Origin of the sequence: Occultella gossypii (assembly GCF_019947135.1) — a bacterium.
GTDB classification, from domain to species: domain Bacteria; phylum Actinomycetota; class Actinomycetes; order Actinomycetales; family Beutenbergiaceae; genus Occultella; species Occultella gossypii.
In genome coordinates, this window is sequence record NZ_JAGSHT010000002.1 from 243302 (window position 1) to 257352 (window position 14051).

15 protein-coding genes are annotated in these 14051 nt (G+C 70.1%); 11 read left to right on the forward strand and 4 right to left on the reverse strand.

All coding sequences use genetic code 11. The features are described from left to right. Positions 1-104: 104 nt before the first annotated feature. Positions 105-1082, reverse strand: a complete 978-nt coding sequence (locus tag KCQ71_RS02215; RefSeq protein WP_223402376.1) for a LacI family DNA-binding transcriptional regulator — start codon at positions 1080-1082, stop codon at positions 105-107. Positions 1083-1216: 134 nt separating this feature from the next. On the opposite strand from KCQ71_RS02215, the gene KCQ71_RS02220 reads away from it, so the two are divergent. The 5 genes from KCQ71_RS02220 to KCQ71_RS02240 are packed head-to-tail and all read left to right on the forward strand — an operon-like array spanning position 1217 to position 6072. Next, positions 1217-2035, forward strand: coding sequence for an ABC transporter permease (locus KCQ71_RS02220; RefSeq protein WP_223402377.1), 819 nt, complete (start codon positions 1217-1219; stop codon positions 2033-2035). Then, a complete protein-coding gene (locus KCQ71_RS02225; protein WP_223402379.1) occupies positions 2032-2829 on the forward strand; it encodes an ABC transporter permease in 798 nt (265 codons plus the stop codon). The genes KCQ71_RS02220 and KCQ71_RS02225 overlap by 4 nt, the downstream gene beginning before the upstream one ends. Beyond that, the gene (locus KCQ71_RS02230) at positions 2826-3836 is read left to right on the forward strand and encodes an ABC transporter ATP-binding protein (protein WP_223402381.1); all 1011 of its coding nucleotides are present in this window, start codon (positions 2826-2828) and stop codon (positions 3834-3836) included. The genes KCQ71_RS02225 and KCQ71_RS02230 overlap by 4 nt, the downstream gene beginning before the upstream one ends. Positions 3837-3875: 39 nt before the next feature. Further along, positions 3876-4970, forward strand: a complete 1095-nt coding sequence (locus KCQ71_RS02235; protein ID WP_223402384.1) for an ABC transporter substrate-binding protein — start codon at positions 3876-3878, stop codon at positions 4968-4970. Beyond that, complete coding sequence (locus tag KCQ71_RS02240; protein ID WP_223402385.1) at positions 4963-6072, forward strand: adenosine deaminase family protein; 1110 nt, start codon at positions 4963-4965, stop codon at positions 6070-6072. The genes KCQ71_RS02235 and KCQ71_RS02240 overlap by 8 nt, the downstream gene beginning before the upstream one ends. Positions 6073-6114: 42 nt before the next feature. On the opposite strand, the gene KCQ71_RS02245 is transcribed toward KCQ71_RS02240, so the two are convergent. Beyond that, a complete protein-coding gene (locus KCQ71_RS02245) occupies positions 6115-6759 on the reverse strand; it encodes a DNA alkylation repair protein (protein WP_223402387.1) in 645 nt (214 codons plus the stop codon). Then, positions 6756-7469: a DUF899 domain-containing protein gene (locus KCQ71_RS02250; protein ID WP_223402389.1), complete on the reverse strand. Its 714-nt coding sequence runs from the start codon at positions 7467-7469 to the stop codon at positions 6756-6758. Before KCQ71_RS02250 ends, KCQ71_RS02245 begins: the two co-directional genes overlap by 4 nt. A gap of 93 nt (positions 7470-7562) precedes the next feature. Here KCQ71_RS02250 and KCQ71_RS02255 point away from each other — a divergent pair, with 93 nt between their 5' ends. From KCQ71_RS02255 to KCQ71_RS02265, 3 genes are all read left to right on the forward strand, one after another. Further along, positions 7563-8156, forward strand: a complete 594-nt coding sequence (locus tag KCQ71_RS02255) for a TetR/AcrR family transcriptional regulator (RefSeq protein WP_223402391.1) — start codon at positions 7563-7565, stop codon at positions 8154-8156. Positions 8157-8205: 49 nt separating this feature from the next. Then, entirely contained in the window at positions 8206-8757 is a 552-nt protein-coding gene (locus KCQ71_RS02260; protein WP_223402393.1) for a P-loop nucleotide/nucleoside kinase family protein, read from the forward strand. A gap of 137 nt (positions 8758-8894) precedes the next feature. Beyond that, entirely contained in the window at positions 8895-9950 is a 1056-nt protein-coding gene (locus KCQ71_RS02265; protein ID WP_223402394.1) for a LacI family DNA-binding transcriptional regulator, read from the forward strand. Positions 9951-10031: 81 nt separating this feature from the next. Here KCQ71_RS02265 and KCQ71_RS02270 read toward each other — a convergent pair whose 3' ends face one another. Continuing rightward, the gene (locus tag KCQ71_RS02270; protein WP_223402396.1) at positions 10032-10958 is read right to left on the reverse strand and encodes a Gfo/Idh/MocA family protein; all 927 of its coding nucleotides are present in this window, start codon (positions 10956-10958) and stop codon (positions 10032-10034) included. A gap of 161 nt (positions 10959-11119) precedes the next feature. On the opposite strand from KCQ71_RS02270, the gene KCQ71_RS02275 reads away from it, so the two are divergent. The 3 genes from KCQ71_RS02275 to KCQ71_RS02285 are packed head-to-tail and all read left to right on the forward strand — an operon-like array spanning position 11120 to position 14038. Further along, complete coding sequence (locus KCQ71_RS02275) at positions 11120-12328, forward strand: ABC transporter substrate-binding protein (RefSeq protein ID WP_223402398.1); 1209 nt, start codon at positions 11120-11122, stop codon at positions 12326-12328. A gap of 4 nt (positions 12329-12332) precedes the next feature. After that, a complete protein-coding gene (locus KCQ71_RS02280; RefSeq protein WP_223402400.1) occupies positions 12333-13181 on the forward strand; it encodes a carbohydrate ABC transporter permease in 849 nt (282 codons plus the stop codon). Next, on the forward strand, positions 13181-14038 hold the full coding sequence (locus KCQ71_RS02285) for a carbohydrate ABC transporter permease (protein WP_223402402.1): 858 nt from the start codon (positions 13181-13183) through the stop codon (positions 14036-14038). The genes KCQ71_RS02280 and KCQ71_RS02285 overlap by 1 nt, the downstream gene beginning before the upstream one ends. The last annotated feature ends 13 nt before the right edge of the window (positions 14039-14051 follow it).

The window sequence follows — 14051 nt, forward strand, 5'->3', positions numbered from 1 at the left end:
CAGTGTTGTCTGGGAGTCAGATTAAACGTACCCACGATGAATGCGCAAGCAGGCACACCTGTGGACCCGCGTGGCCGAGCCACGGGGGCGGAGATCGGTGCCTGTCAGTGCGCCTGTCGAGGCCGCTCGCCGGCCCACGAGACGGGTACGTGCAGCCGTGCTCGGGTCGGCTCGGCCGCGCCCGCCGGTGCCGAGATCAACTGGTCGAGGGCTGCCGCACCCAGCCGTTCGCCGTCGACGTCCACGCGGGGCGTGCCGGGTACGCCGACCACCGTGATCAACCGGTCGCCGCCGGCGGTGGGTGCCCCGTCGCCCACCCGGGCGAGGCCCCGGCCGATGAGGCCGAGGAGCAGGCCGAGGCCGAGGTCGCTGGCATAGGGGAGGACGGCGTCCACGTCGGAGGAGGCAACGCGATCGACGAGACCTGCGCCGGCATCGAACGTCGCCGGATACGGGCCGAGCACGGCGAGACTGACGTCGACGGCGGTCGCTGCCGCGTGCAGCGCGGCGGTGCGTTGGGCGTTCTGCCAGGAACGATCGGGGCCGCCGATGTAGAGGATCCGGCGATGCCCCGCCGCGGCGAGGCCGCGCAGCAGTTCGGCGAACGCACCGGCCGTGTCCGCCACCACGGACCCGAGCCCGTCCACCTCCCGGTCGACCAGGATGACCGGCTTGCGAGCGGCAGCCTCCGCAACCAGCGAATCGGGCCCACGCGGTGCCACCACGAGGAACCCGTCCACGCCGGTCGCGAGCCGGTCGAACCTGCCGAGCTCCGCCGGGTCCTCGAGGGGCAGGACGGCGACGGAGAGCTGGAGGTCGGCCTCCTCCGCCCGGATCTGGGCGCCGCCGATGATCGGCGCGAAGAACGCGTTGCCGAGGGTCGGGACGAGCAACCCGAGGATCCCCGTCCGGCCACGGGCGAGGTGCCGCGCGGCCCGGTTGGCCACGAAGTCGAGGTCCGCCGCGGCGGCTCGAACCCGGGCGACGGTGGCCGGGGCGACGAGCTCGGGGCGGCTCAGCGCCCGTGAGGCGGTGGCCTTGGACACCTGCGCGCGGACCGCGACGTCGGAGAGGGTGGCCATCCCCATGCCTCCCGTTCTTCTGACGTTCAATCTGCGGACGAAGTTGCCGAACGGGGGATCCACCCGTTTACACTCCCCAATGTAACCGGTTGTGGAACCGGTTGTGATGACCGTGGCCGACGGGAGGAGTGCTCATGCGTGGCCGCACCGCACTGCTCGTCCTGCCGGGCCTGGCCGTGCTTCTGATCGGATTCCTGATCCCGTCGGTCGCCATGCTTTTCGCGCCGCCCGGCGTCAGCCCGGTCGAGGTCTTCGATCGGCTCGGCCAGATGCTGACCGACCCTTACGACCAGGCCATCGTGATGCGCACCCTCGGGCTCGGCCTGATCGTGACCGTGGTCTGTATCGGGCTCGGGTACCCGATCGCCTATCTGCTCTCCAGGTCGACGTCCCGGTGGGCCGGGGTGCTGCTGGCGCTGGCGATCTTCCCACTGCTGCTGTCCTCGGTGGTGCGCACGTTCGGCTGGCTGGTGGTGCTCGGGTCCCAGGGAGCCGTTCCACAGCTGCTGTTGAGCCTCGGCCTCACGGACAGCGCGCCGCAACTGCTGTACACACCGCTCGCGATCGTGCTCGGCCTCACCCAGATCTTCCTCCCGCTGGCCGTCGTGGCCTCGTACTCGGCGCTCGCCCAGGTCGATGCCGGACTGGACGAGGCGGCCCGCGGCCTCGGTGCGAACCGGATCCGCACGTTCTGGTCCGTGGTGGTGCCGCTGTCCGGACCTGGCGTCGTGGTGGCCGCGACCCTGGTGTTCGCCGGCGCCGTGACGGCCTACACGACGCCATATCTGCTCGGGGGCTCGCGGCAACGGATGCTCTCCACGCAGCTGTACACGTACTCGTCCACCACCATCGACTGGGCCGCCGCCAGCGCGACAGCACTGATCATGACGGTGCTGGTGTTCGCCGTCTCCGGTCTGTCCGGTCTCGCCGCTCGCCGTGGAGCGACCTCATGAGGACCCGCCACCCGATCGCTGCGAGCCTGGCCGTGCTCGGCTACATCGTGATGCTCGTGCCCATCCTGTTCGTGGTGGTCACCGCGTTCACGGCGGGCTCCACGCTACGGTTCCCGCCGGAGGGCTTCTCGCTCCGGTGGTTCGAGGCGGCGCTGACGTACACCCCGTTCACGAGCTCGCTGGTCTCCAGCCTGATCCTCGCGGTGATCTCGGCGGTCCTGGCACTCGCGCTCGGCGTGCCGGTCGCGCTGGCGATCCACCGCGGCAGGCTTCCCGGCAAGGCCCTGGTCGAGGGCCTGTTCCTGTCCCCGCTGATCGTGCCGGAGCTCGTGGTCGGCCTGGCCCTGTACCAGCAGCTCATGGTCGGCTTCGGTCTGGACAACTTCCAGACTCTCCTGTTCGGGCACACCGTGCTGATGTTCCCGTACGCGGTCCGGGTGACCGGCGCCTCACTGGCGCTGATCGACCCCGCCGTGGAGGACGCCGCCCGCGGACTCGGCGCCTCGGCCGGCCGGACGTTCTTCTCGATCACCCTGCCGCTCCTGCGCCCGGGCCTGTTCTCCGCGGCCCTGCTCAGCTTCATCACCTCGTTCAACAACGTGCCGCTGTCACTGCTGCTGCAGAGCCGCGACTTCCGCACCCTGCCGGTGGTGATGCTCGATTACGTGCAGCAGAACTACGACCCGATCGTCGCCGCGATCTCCGTGCTCATCCTCGCCGCCACCGTGCTGGTTGCCGTGATCGCCGAGCGCACCGTCGGCTTCGCCAGAGTCTTTGGAGGCATCAACAGATGACCCACGCAGCGCAGTTCCGCGGGGTGAGCCAGGTCTTCGGTGACTTCACCGCCGTCGACGACATCGACCTGACCATCCCCGACGGCAAGCTGACCACCCTGCTCGGCCCGAGCGGCTGCGGCAAGACCACCAGCCTGCGGATGCTGGCCGGGTACCTGGCCCCCACGCACGGCACCATCAGCATCGCCGGGGTGGACTCCACCCGCACCCCGCCGGAGAAGCGGGACCTGGGCATGGTGTTCCAGTCCTACGCGCTGTTCCCGCACATGAGCGTCGCGGAGAACGTCGGCTTCGGGCTCAAGATGCGCCGGGTGCCTGCGGCCGAGCGGGCCCGCCGGGTCACGGAGTCGCTGGAACTCGTCGGGCTGGCGCACCTGTCGGCGAGCAAGCCGAAGAAGCTCTCCGGCGGACAGCAGCAGCGGGTCGCCCTGGCCCGGGCCATCGCGATCCGGCCCAAGCTGCTGCTCCTGGACGAGCCGTTGTCCAACCTCGACGCGCGGCTGCGGATCCAGATGCGCGCGGAGATCCGCCGGATCCAGGCCGAGACCGGCCTCGCGGTGGTGCTCGTGACGCACGACCAGGACGAGGCGCTCGAGATGAGCGACGAGATGGTCCTGATGAAGGACGGGCGGATCCAGCAGCAGGGGGCCCCACAGGAGGTCTTCCCCGCACCCGCGAACCGGTTCGTCGCGGAGTTCCTCGGTTACGAGAACTTCCTCACCGACCCGGGCGGCGAGCTCACCACGATCCGGCCGGAGCACCTCTGGCTGACCGTGGGGGAGCAGGCGCCGTCCGCCTCCGGCGGCTCGGTCGTTTCAGGGGTGGTCCTGGATCTGGCCTACCGCGGCGTGGACCTGCTGGTCACCGTCGCGGCCACGGACGCCTCGGGCGCACGGGTCGAGCTGCTCGCCGACCTGCGCGCCGAGTCCGCCCCCGATCTGACCCAGGGCACACACGTCTGGGTGCACGTGCCGGCCACGCACGTGGTCCCGCTCACCGGCGACTGACGCTCCGCCGTCGACCATCCCCCACCACGAGAGGCAACCATGAACCCGAAGTCTCCGGCGCTGCGGCGCCGCACCCTGCTCGCCACCACCGGCCTGACCGCGGCCGCGCTGGTCCTGGCGGGCTGCTCCGGCGGATCCGACGAGGGTGGCGGTGGCGACGGTGATGCGCAGAGCATCGTCGTGAGCACCTTCCCGTTCGGCGTCGAGGAGTTCACCGAGGCGGTGGTGGACCCGTTCACCGAGGCCACCGGCATCGAGGTCGTCCTCGACACGGGCTCCAACGCCGACCGGCTCTCCCAGCTCCAGCTGGATCAGGGCGACGGCGGGGTGGACGTCATGCTGATCTCGGACACGTACGCGGCGATCGCGGACGCGGAGGGCCTCTTCCAGGAGGTCGACGCCGAGGCGGTCCCGAACCTCGGGGAGATCGCCCCGTTCGCCGTCGAGGACGCCTACTCCGGGCCGGCGTACAGCTACCAGCTGAACGGCACCATGTACAACACCGACGAGCTCAGCGCCGACGAGGCCGCGGACTGGGAGCTGTACGCGAACACCGAGTACGCGGGCCGGCTCGCGCTGCCGGACATCGCGGTGACGGCGGGCCAGCTCACCGTCTCCGGGGTGGCGTCGACCTACGGCGACGGACCGTTCGACGTCGACACGGCGTTCGCGACGATGGCCGGCTGGGCACCGAACATCCTGCAGTTCTACAGTTCCACCACCGAGCTGACGAACCTGCTGACCCAGGGCGAGATCGTGGCCGGGGCGGCCCTGAACGGGTTCGCCACCGACCTGATCGCGGCGGGGGAGCCGATCGGCTGGGCACCGCCCGCCGAAGGCCGGTACATGGCCACCAACCGTGCCATGATCCCCACCGGCGCCCCGAACCTCGACGGCGCGCACCAGTTCATCGACTACCTGCTCTCCGCCGAGGCGCAGACGGCGTCCGCCGCGCTCGTCGGTGACCTGCCCGTCAACCTGTCCGTGGAGATCCCCGAGGAGTTGACCGCGGTGGTCGGCGACGTCGCGCTGGACCCGACGGCGGCCGGCTACGAGACGCTGGACCCGAACGAGATCGTCCCGAACCGCAACGAGTGGGTCGAGCGGTTCGCGCGCGAGGTCGTCGGTGGCTGACGCCCTCGTGCCACACGCCTACCTCGACGCACTGCCCAAGGTCGACCTGCACTGCCACCTGCTCGGCACGGTCCGCTCCGCGACGTTCGCGGAGCTGGCCCGCCGGGAGGGGCTCGAACTGCCCGCCCCGGCCGAGCGCGTGTTCGCGGACATCAACTCGCGACCACCGGACCCGGACCTGTACCGGAACACCCGGATCCCGATGCCCCAGGGGCCGAGTACGGACGAGCCGGAGGTCTCGTACTCGCTGTTCCAGGTCTCGACCTGGATCCGGGACGTGCTGCGGGACGCCGATGACCTGACCCGGATCGTCTACGAGGCCTTCGAGGACGCGCACCGCCTCAGCAACACCCGGCACCTGGAGTTCTCCTTCGACATGGTGCCCGAGCACCTGGCGTCCCTGGGATACACCGGGACCGTCCAGGCCTACGCCGAGGGCATCCGGATGGCCGAGCGGGACTTCGGCATGACCGGACGGATGCTCGCCGCGATCGACCGGTCCGGCACGGGCGAGCAGGCACTGGAGTGGATCCGGACCGTCGTGGCGAACCCGCACCCGTACGTCGCCGGCATCGGCTTGGACAACCTGGAGACCGCCGGCCCGCCGGAGCGGTTCGCCGCGGCCTACACGCTGGCCGGGGCGGCCGGGCTGAAGCGGACCGCGCACACGTCCGAGCACGTGCCCGCGGCCCAGAATGCCGTCACGTGTCTCGACGTGCTCGGCTGCGACCGCCTGGACCACGGGTACTTCGTGCTCGAGGACGACGCCGTGGTGGCCCGGATGCGGGACGAGGGCATTGCGTTCACGGTGGCGTCCACGACGTCGCGCCGGTCCTGGCGGCCCTGGCGACGGGCCTCGATCCGCGCCATGCTGGACGCCGGGCTGAACCTGGTGCCCGCCTCCGACGACCCTGGACTGTTCCCGACGACCCTCGGACACGAGTACCGGATCCTGGCCGACCAGGTGGGCGTGTCACGTGAACAGCTGACGGCGATGGCCCTCGCCGGCGTCGACGCGTGCTGGCTGCCGCAGGAGGAGAAGACTCAGCTGCGGGCGCGCTTCGAGCGCGAGATCGCCGACCTGGAGCAGACCACGGCCTAACGGTCGGCGTGGTGCCTCGCCGGGCACGGGCATCGCCGTCGCTCAGGCCCTGGCCAGGTAGCGATGACGAGTCCCGGCGTCCAGGTGCTCGACCGCGTTGCGCAGCGCCGTGCGCGGCATGGTCGCGGCATGTGCGTCCAGGAAGGCGAGCAGCATGTCCGGGTCCCGCTTGCCGGCCTCGCGGACCCACCCACCGACGGCCTTCTGGACGAGCGGTTCGGGGTCGTCGGCCAGCAGGCCGGCGATGGCGAAGGTGTCATCGAGGTCGTCATTGCGGATGAAGTAGTAGGTCGCGACGATCGCCGTGCGGCGCTCCCACCAGTCCTGCGACCGGGCCAGCGCGTAGAGCGGCGCCCGCGGGCGGTCGGCCAGGTAGCCACCCACCACGTGGGGAGCCGCACGGTCGACCAGGTCCCACGTGTTGATCCGGTCATGGCAACGCAGGTAGAGGTCGAACAGCTCACGACGGCGCTCAGGTGGCGTGCTGCGGCGTCGGGCCTGGAAGTCCATGATGCTGACTGCTCCGACCCGGACCAGGTGGTCGGGGGAGCCCAGCATGACCTCGATCTCGGCCGGATCGGTGTCGATGAACTCCTTCGCAAGCGCGAAGACCTCGCGCATCGGAACGCGTTCGCCGTCCGCGCGCAGGCGCTCGAGCCGGTGCCCGAACTCGGTGGCTTCGCTCAATGGCCCGCTGCCCCCGCGCCGTAGAGCCGGGCGATGTCCGGTGAGTCGAGCCAGCCGGCGTAGGCCGGGCCCTTCGGCCAACCCTCCGGAGAATTCTGCCACTCCTCCTGCCGGCCCCAGGGGAGGACGTCGAGGAGCGGGAAGAAGTGACTGAGCTGCTCCGTACCGCGGCCGTTCGTGTGCCAGGTTCGGTAGACCGTGTCGCCGTCGCGTAGGAAGACGTTGACGGCGAACCCGCCCCCGGCGGGCGCGTCGACGTCGGCGCCGAACGCGCTGTCGGCGGTCGAATACCACTCCATCCGATTGCCGACCTTCTCGCGGTAGGCCAGTGCCTCCTCGATCCTGCCCTGCGTGATGATCACGAAGCGCGCGTCGTAGGCGGCCAGGGCGTCCAGCCGCGTGAACTGTGAGGTGAACCCGGTGCAGCCGCCACACTGCCACTCGGCGCCGGGGTGCCACATGTGGTGGTACGTGATCAGTTGCGACCTGCCCTCGAAGATGTCCGCCAGGCGCACGGCGCCGTCCTTGCCGACAAGCGTGTAGTCGTCCATCTCGACCATCGGCAGTCGGCGTCGCTGGGCCGCGATCGCGTCGAGCTCGCGGGTGGCGGCCTTCTCACGCACGCGCAGGTCGGCCAGCTCGTGTCGCCATGTCTCGGTGTCGACGACAGGCGGTAGGGCAGTGAATCGGGTGGCGGGTGCGTTCGTCATCGGTCTCCCTCGGTCAGCCGGACAGCGTCCGGATCCACTATGTTGACAGCGTACACATGCTGGTTGATGCGTCAATGCGCGGAGGGGAACACGATGGCTCGGGTGACCTATCACCACGGCAATCTGCGCGAGGCGCTCGTCGATGCCGGACTCGAACTGACCCGGTCCGGGGGAGCCGGGGCGATGGTGTTGCGTGACGCGACCCGCCAGGTGGGCGTCTCCCCGAACGCGGCATACCGACACTTCGCGGACCGGGAGAGCCTGCTCGGCGCCGTCGCCGTAGCGATCCAGGAACGCATGTCGGACCGCATGGAGTCCTACGTCGCACCGGCGCCGGCCGGGCAGAGCGGTGCCCGTGCGCGGCTGACGGCGGTGGGCCTGGGCTACATCGACTTCGCGATCGCCGAACCCGGCTGGTTCGAGGTCGCATTCGCCGGAACGCGCCAGCACTCCGACACGGCGACGCCCGCCCCGCTGGCACGTCTCCTCGAGGCGTTGGACGCGCTCGTCGCCTCAGGCGAACTGGACCGGGCCGCGCGTCCGGGCGCGGAGTGGCCGTGCTGGTCAGCCGTGCACGGGTTCGCCCTGTTGGCACTCACCGGCCCGTTGCGCGATCTGCCCGCGGAAGCCGTCCGGGCGGCCGCACGACGAACGGTCGAAGCGATCATCACAGGTCTTCTCGGGTGAACACGGCCGCGCGATGACGGCCTCCGGGTGGACCGGTTACGGTCGGACCATGCGCGCCGAACGCCCCGGTCTCGAGCGGCCGGTCGTGGTCGTCTTCACCGGCCTGCCGGGAACTGGGAAGTCGACGATGGCCGACCGGACCGCGGTCCACCTCGGTGCGCCGGCGTTCTCGGGCGACTGGCTCATGGGGGCCCTCCAGCCTGCGGCGGGCCAGTTGGCACAGTTGGATCGCGAGACGTACTCACGGGTCTACTACGGGCTGCTCGGCAGTCTGCTGACCCGGCAGTTGCTGCTCGGTCAGAGCGCCGTCCTGGACTGCCTGGTGACGGAGGCAGTGGTAGCCGCCTGGCGGTCGACCGCTGCCCGGCACGGAGCCGACCTGCGGGTCATCGAGTGTGTCTGCAGCGACCTGACCGTGCACAGGTCGCGGGTGGTGGGCCGGGTCAGGGGCATCCCGGGCTGGCACGAGATCGACTGGGCACACGTGGAGCGGATGCGGGCCGAGTTCCCCGCCCTGGGTGGTGAGCGACTCACTCTGGATGCGGTCCTACCGGTGGATCGGAACTTCGGAACGGTCAGCGACTATCTCCACGGGCAGTGAGTGTTCCGATCACCATCTCTAGCGGGGACCGGTCGGCAGCACGATTCGCGCGGGGAGCGAAACCGGTACAGCCGGCCGGGCGCGCAGACGTTATATTGAACCGGTTCACGTGTTCGAAACGGTTTCGGAGGGAAGTCATGGATCGCGATGACGGCAGAGCGCGGCGCCCGACCATCTCCGATATCGCGGCGCTCGCCGGTGTCTCCAAGGCCTCCGTGTCGAAGTCGGTCAACGGCCAGAGCGGCGTCTCCGAGAGCACCCGGCGGCGAGTTCTCGAGGTCGCGGAGCGGCTGGGCTGGCGGCCCAGTGCCCGCGCCGTCGCCCTGACGCGCGGCGGGAGTGGCGCCGTCGGTTTTCTGATCAACCGGTCCCCGGATCTACTCAGTTCCGACCCGTACTTCGTGGACCTGCTCTCCGGGATCGAGCGTGCCCTGACCGAACAGGGATACTGGCTGCTGCTCCAGATCGGGCACCACGCCACGGAGGAGAGCGAGCGGGCTGCCTACGCCGACCTGGCGGGCTCGCAGCGCGTGGATGGGGTCTTCCTGACCGAGACCAGGCTGGGTGATCCCCGGTTCGACACGGTCAGGGCACTGGGGCTGCCGGCCGTCGTCGTTTCGAAGCCCTGGGCCCGCACGGACCTGCCGTGGGTCGGCAGCGCGAACCCCGGCGGCGGGATCGAGGATGCCGTGCTGCACCTGGCCCGGCTCGGCCACCGGAAGGTCGCCTACGTCACGGGGCCGCAGGACCGGTCGCACGTGCTCTATCGGACCGAGGCGTTCCTGGCGGCCGTCGCGGACCATGGGCTCTCGGTGGTCGGGATGCCGCGCACCGACTTCTCGCCGGATGCCGGGGCACGGGCCACGCTCGAACTGCTCGACCAGCGCGAACGGCCGAGCGCGATCGTCTACGACAACGACGTCATGGCCGTGGCGGGCTCCCAGGCGGCGAGCGGTCGTGGCCTGAGCACCCCACACGACCTCTCCGTCGTGGGACACGACGACATCTCGATGAGCCGGTGGCTGACGCCGGCACTGACCACCGTGCGCCAGGACGTCATCGAACTGGGGCAGATGTGCGCGCGCCGGCTCCTCCTGGAACTGGGGGTACCGGATCCGGGTGACGGCTGGCAGTCGCTCCCCGACCCCACGCTCGTGGTTCGCGGCAGTACGGGACCCGCACCGACCTCGTGAGCTGAGGCTGGGCCGGTCCGCCACGCCGGGCCGGTTCGGGTCCGACCCCAGCTGGTCGTCGTCCTGGCGAGCACGGGGATGTCAGTCCAGGGCGACCGTCGAGCCCGTCCGGAGGGCCGCCGATGCCGCGTGCAGCGTGGCCGTGACGCGGGCACCGAGCCGGAGGTCGGCGCCGTGCTCCCGCTCTCCGGTGCGGGCCATCCGGGCCAGGTCCGAGATCGCGTGGTGTGCCGCTTCCTGCGGCGTCGAGAGCGGGATGGGCATCGTGAGGATGCCGGCCTCGCCGTAGGCCGTGAACTGGCTCTGTCCCGCACGCTCCGGCGCGGTCAGACTCAGGGTCGCGGTGCTGGATGCGCCGGTGGTGTGCTGCAGAGCGAGGTGCACGGTGTCCCCGGGGCCCGACGCCGCGGTGACGGAGGTTGCCGGGCCGAGGACGCCAAGGGCGACGGACAGTGCGTGCGGGCCGACGTCCCAGAGGGCGCCGTGGGTGTGCCGCCAATTGGCGGGGTCGCGGATCTGGTCGGGTGGGAACAGGCTCGCGGTCCAGCAGGCGTGGGCCGTGAACCACGGCCGTTGGGCGGCCGCCTGGATCCAGGCCGACTGCTCCGGGCGGTGCCTGGAGGTGAAGAACACGAGCGCGGCGACGTCCGCGTCGGTCACCGCCCGGACGATCCGGGCGGAATCGTTCGGATCCAGGGCGAGCGGCTTCTCGAGGAGCAGGTGCTTGCCAGCCTCGGCACACCGCACCGCCAGGTCGACCTGCGCCGTCGGCGGCACCGTGAGCACGACGGCGTCCACCTCGCCGAGCATCTCGTCGAGATCCACGAACGCTCGGGTGCCGGCCTCCACGGCCGCACGCTCGGCGGCCTGCGGTCGCCTGCCCCAGATCCCGACGAGGCGAGCGTCGGGATGGGCTCCAAGGACTGGCGCGTGGGTCTCTGTCGCCCAGAAACCGGTACCGATGATGCCCACCTTGAGCACGATGATCTCCTTTGTTCGACGGTGCACCGACTCCACTGAGCCGTCCGAACAACGTAACGCATTTCAATGACAGCGCCAGGTTCGGGGTCGCGAGAGCCTGTGGCTGAGCTGGAATCGTCGATGCCCAGCGTCATCTGCTACGGTTACGAAACCGGTTTTGTTCCATACCTGTTCGCAAGGGAGCGGTCATGCAGTCTCGGTCAAAGGTCCTCGGTGCCGCCATCGTGGCGGTACTACTCGTCGTCGGGGGAGCCATCTGGTTCACGTCCCGCCCCGCTGGTGACACGGAGTCCATCGAGTGGTGGGTGCCCAACTGGGATGAGGAGGCGGCCGCGGAACTGGCGGCGCAGTACGAAGAGGAGTCGGGGGTCCAGATCGACATCGTGCAGACCACCAACGAGACGCTTCCCAACCGGGTGAGCACCGCGTTGGACTCCGGAACCACGCCCGACGTCATCATCGAACTGGCGTCGCGGATCAACCGGTACGCGGTCGACGGCACCGTCTCCGATCTCGGTGACATGTTCGGATCCGAGTTGCCGGAGGACGACTTCATCGACGGTGCACTCGAGGAGGTCAGCAGCGACGGATCGATCTACGCGGTGCCCTACCGATGGGACTGCATCGCACTGATCTACAACCCGGAGATGCTCGACGCGGCCGGTGTGGAGGTGCCGACGACCTGGGACGAGTACGTCACTGCGGCGCAGGCGCTCACGGTTGACGGTCGCTCCGGCACCGCGTGGCCCCTCGGTCACGACGGCAACGCGGCGTTGCGGTACCTCGGTCTCGCCGTCGACGGGGGCTCCGCGATCACCAACGGAACACCCAGCCTCAGCACCGACTCATCCTCCCGGGCGATCGACGTGATCGGTGGCACCATCCGCGACGGCTGGGCCAGCCCCAGTTCGCTCGAGGTGGACAACACCGGCGTGCGGCAGCTGTTCGAGAACGAGCAGATCGCCATGTACGTCGGCGGACTCTTCGACGTGGCGCCGCTGCAGGAGGCCGGGATCCCCGTGGCGACCGCGGTCAGCCCAGGGACCCAGATCGCCGACGGGTGGGCGTACATGGTCCCGACCGAGGCACCGAATGCCGACGCCGCCCGCGACTTCGTCGCGTTCCTGTCCACGCCCGAGAACATGGCGGCCCTGACCGAGAGCTTCCCGGCCCGGATCAGCGCTGCCGACGACGAGCGCTTCACGGGACCCGATGCGGCGGCGCACCTGGAGCAGCTCACCACGAACAGCGTGCCGGCTCCGAGTGACCCGGCCTGGGGCGAACTGGTCCCGGACGTCTACGCAGCCCTGCAGTCCGTGGCACTGGGGCAGACCGATGCTGCCGCCGCGGCCGCGGCGCTGGACGAGCGGGCGCAGGCCACCCTGGGCGGCAGCTGACGCCATGGCTTCCACGTTCGCCTCCGAGCGCCGCGGCTACGGCCTGGTGGCGCCCACCCTGGCTGCCATGGCCGTACTGACGATCGTGCCGATCGTGGTGGTGGTGACCCGCGCGGCGGGCGCCGAGGGCCGCGCGGTGGCGGCCACCCTGCTCGGCTCCTCGGAGTTCCACCTGATCCTGGGGCGCACCGGGATATGGACGGTGGTGTCGGTCGCCGGCGCTCTCGTCATCGGCTTCGGTGCCGCGCTGCTGCTGCAGAGCAGGTGGGTCCGCTGGCCCGGGCTGTGGCGGGGCATCTTCATGGTGCCGTGGATCATCCCCGGTGTCGTCGGCGCGACCATCTGGAAGTGGAACTACAGCTCGAACTACGGGTTGCTGAACCACACGCTGCAGACGGTCGGGGTCATCAACGAGCCCGTGCAGTGGCTCAGCGACCCGTCGATCGTGCTCTATGCCCTGGCCGCGGTGCAGGTCTGGTCCACCGCTCCGTTCGTGATGCTGCTCCTCGGCGCTGCCCTGACCGCGGTGCCCGGCGAGCGCTATGAGGCCGCGCGCCTCGATGGCGCCGGGTTGCCCGGGCTCTTCCGGTACATCACCCTCCCGGCGGTGCGGCCGACCACGGCGATCGCGAGCCTGATGCTCGTCACGTTCGCCCTGAACGCCTTCACGATCATCTGGGTGTCGACGGCGGGCGGTCCGGTCGGGTCCTCGACGATCCTCCCGGTCGAGCTGTACCGGGCGTTCCAGAACGGCGACGACGCGACGGTGGCGGTGATCGCCTGCGTCCAGCTGGTGATCAGCGCCGCGCTCGCCCTGGTCTATGTACGTTCGATGAAGGCGGGTGACGAGTGATGGCAGCGACCGCGCAACGGCCCGCCGGGGCACGATCGATCGGGGCCCGGCTGGGCGTCTGGTTCGGGCTGGCCGTCATCGCGGTCTGGACGCTGGCCCCGATCGCCGTGATGGTCTTCACGTCCTTCAAGCCGTCCGGGGAGATCTTCACCGTCCCGCCGACGTTGCTGCCGCGCGAATGGACCCTGGCCAACTACCTGTCGGTGTTCACGACGTCCTCGATGCCGCAGGCTCTGCGCAACAGTGTCGTGGTCGGGCTCCTGGTCGCACTGCTCACGCTCACCCTCGGCACCAGCGCGGGCTACGCATTGGCCCGGATCCGGTTCCGTGGCGCCCGGTCGGTCTCGCTCTTCATCCTGCTCGGCCAGATGGTGCCGCTGACGGTGCTGTTGCTCGCACTGTTCCGGATGATCAACGCGATCGGGTTCAGCGACACCGTGGTCGGCGTGGCGCTCGCGCACCTGGTGATCACACTGCCGCTGGTCACGTGGATGATCCGCAACCAGATCGCGGCGATCCCGTACGAACTGGAGGAGGCGGCGATGATCGACGGCTGCTCCCGGGTGGACGCGGTCCTCTATGCGGTCCTTCCGGTGGCCGGCCCAGGACTGGCGGCCGCGGGCATGTTCGCGTTCCTGCAGTCCTGGCACGAGTTCGTCCTCGCCTCCGTGCTGACCCGCTCGGACCGGTCCCGGACGGCGCCGATCGCGCTGACCGAGTTTGCGACCGAGTTCGACGTCGACTGGGGCGCCACCATGGCGGCGTCGGTGGTCCTGACGGTGCCGTTGGTGATCGCGTTCGTCGCCCTGCAGCGATACCTCGTGAACGGGCTGACCGGAGGTGCCGTGAAGGGCTGACGTGCACGAGGCG

Bases quoted from the DNA above. Each gene is read 5' to 3' on its own strand.
- KCQ71_RS02225 (WP_223402379.1), top strand. From the start codon at position 2,032: ATGAGGACCCGCCACCCGATCGCTGCGAGCCTGGCCGTGCTCGGCTAC.
- KCQ71_RS02285 (WP_223402402.1), top strand. From the start codon at position 13,181: ATGGCAGCGACCGCGCAACGGCCCGCCGGGGCACGATCGATCGGGGCC.
- KCQ71_RS02260 (WP_223402393.1), top strand. From the start codon at position 8,206: ATGCGCGCCGAACGCCCCGGTCTCGAGCGGCCGGTCGTGGTCGTCTTC.
- KCQ71_RS02235 (WP_223402384.1), top strand. From the start codon at position 3,876: ATGAACCCGAAGTCTCCGGCGCTGCGGCGCCGCACCCTGCTCGCCACC.
- KCQ71_RS02250 (WP_223402389.1), bottom strand. From the start codon at position 7,469: ATGACGAACGCACCCGCCACCCGATTCACTGCCCTACCGCCTGTCGTC.
- KCQ71_RS02220 (WP_223402377.1), top strand. From the start codon at position 1,217: ATGCGTGGCCGCACCGCACTGCTCGTCCTGCCGGGCCTGGCCGTGCTT.
- KCQ71_RS02275 (WP_223402398.1), top strand. From the start codon at position 11,120: ATGCAGTCTCGGTCAAAGGTCCTCGGTGCCGCCATCGTGGCGGTACTA.
- KCQ71_RS02215 (WP_223402376.1), bottom strand. From the start codon at position 1,082: ATGGCCACCCTCTCCGACGTCGCGGTCCGCGCGCAGGTGTCCAAGGCC.
- KCQ71_RS02265 (WP_223402394.1), top strand. From the start codon at position 8,895: ATGGATCGCGATGACGGCAGAGCGCGGCGCCCGACCATCTCCGATATC.
- KCQ71_RS02280 (WP_223402400.1), top strand. From the start codon at position 12,333: ATGGCTTCCACGTTCGCCTCCGAGCGCCGCGGCTACGGCCTGGTGGCG.
- KCQ71_RS02255 (WP_223402391.1), top strand. From the start codon at position 7,563: ATGGCTCGGGTGACCTATCACCACGGCAATCTGCGCGAGGCGCTCGTC.
- KCQ71_RS02230 (WP_223402381.1), top strand. From the start codon at position 2,826: ATGACCCACGCAGCGCAGTTCCGCGGGGTGAGCCAGGTCTTCGGTGAC.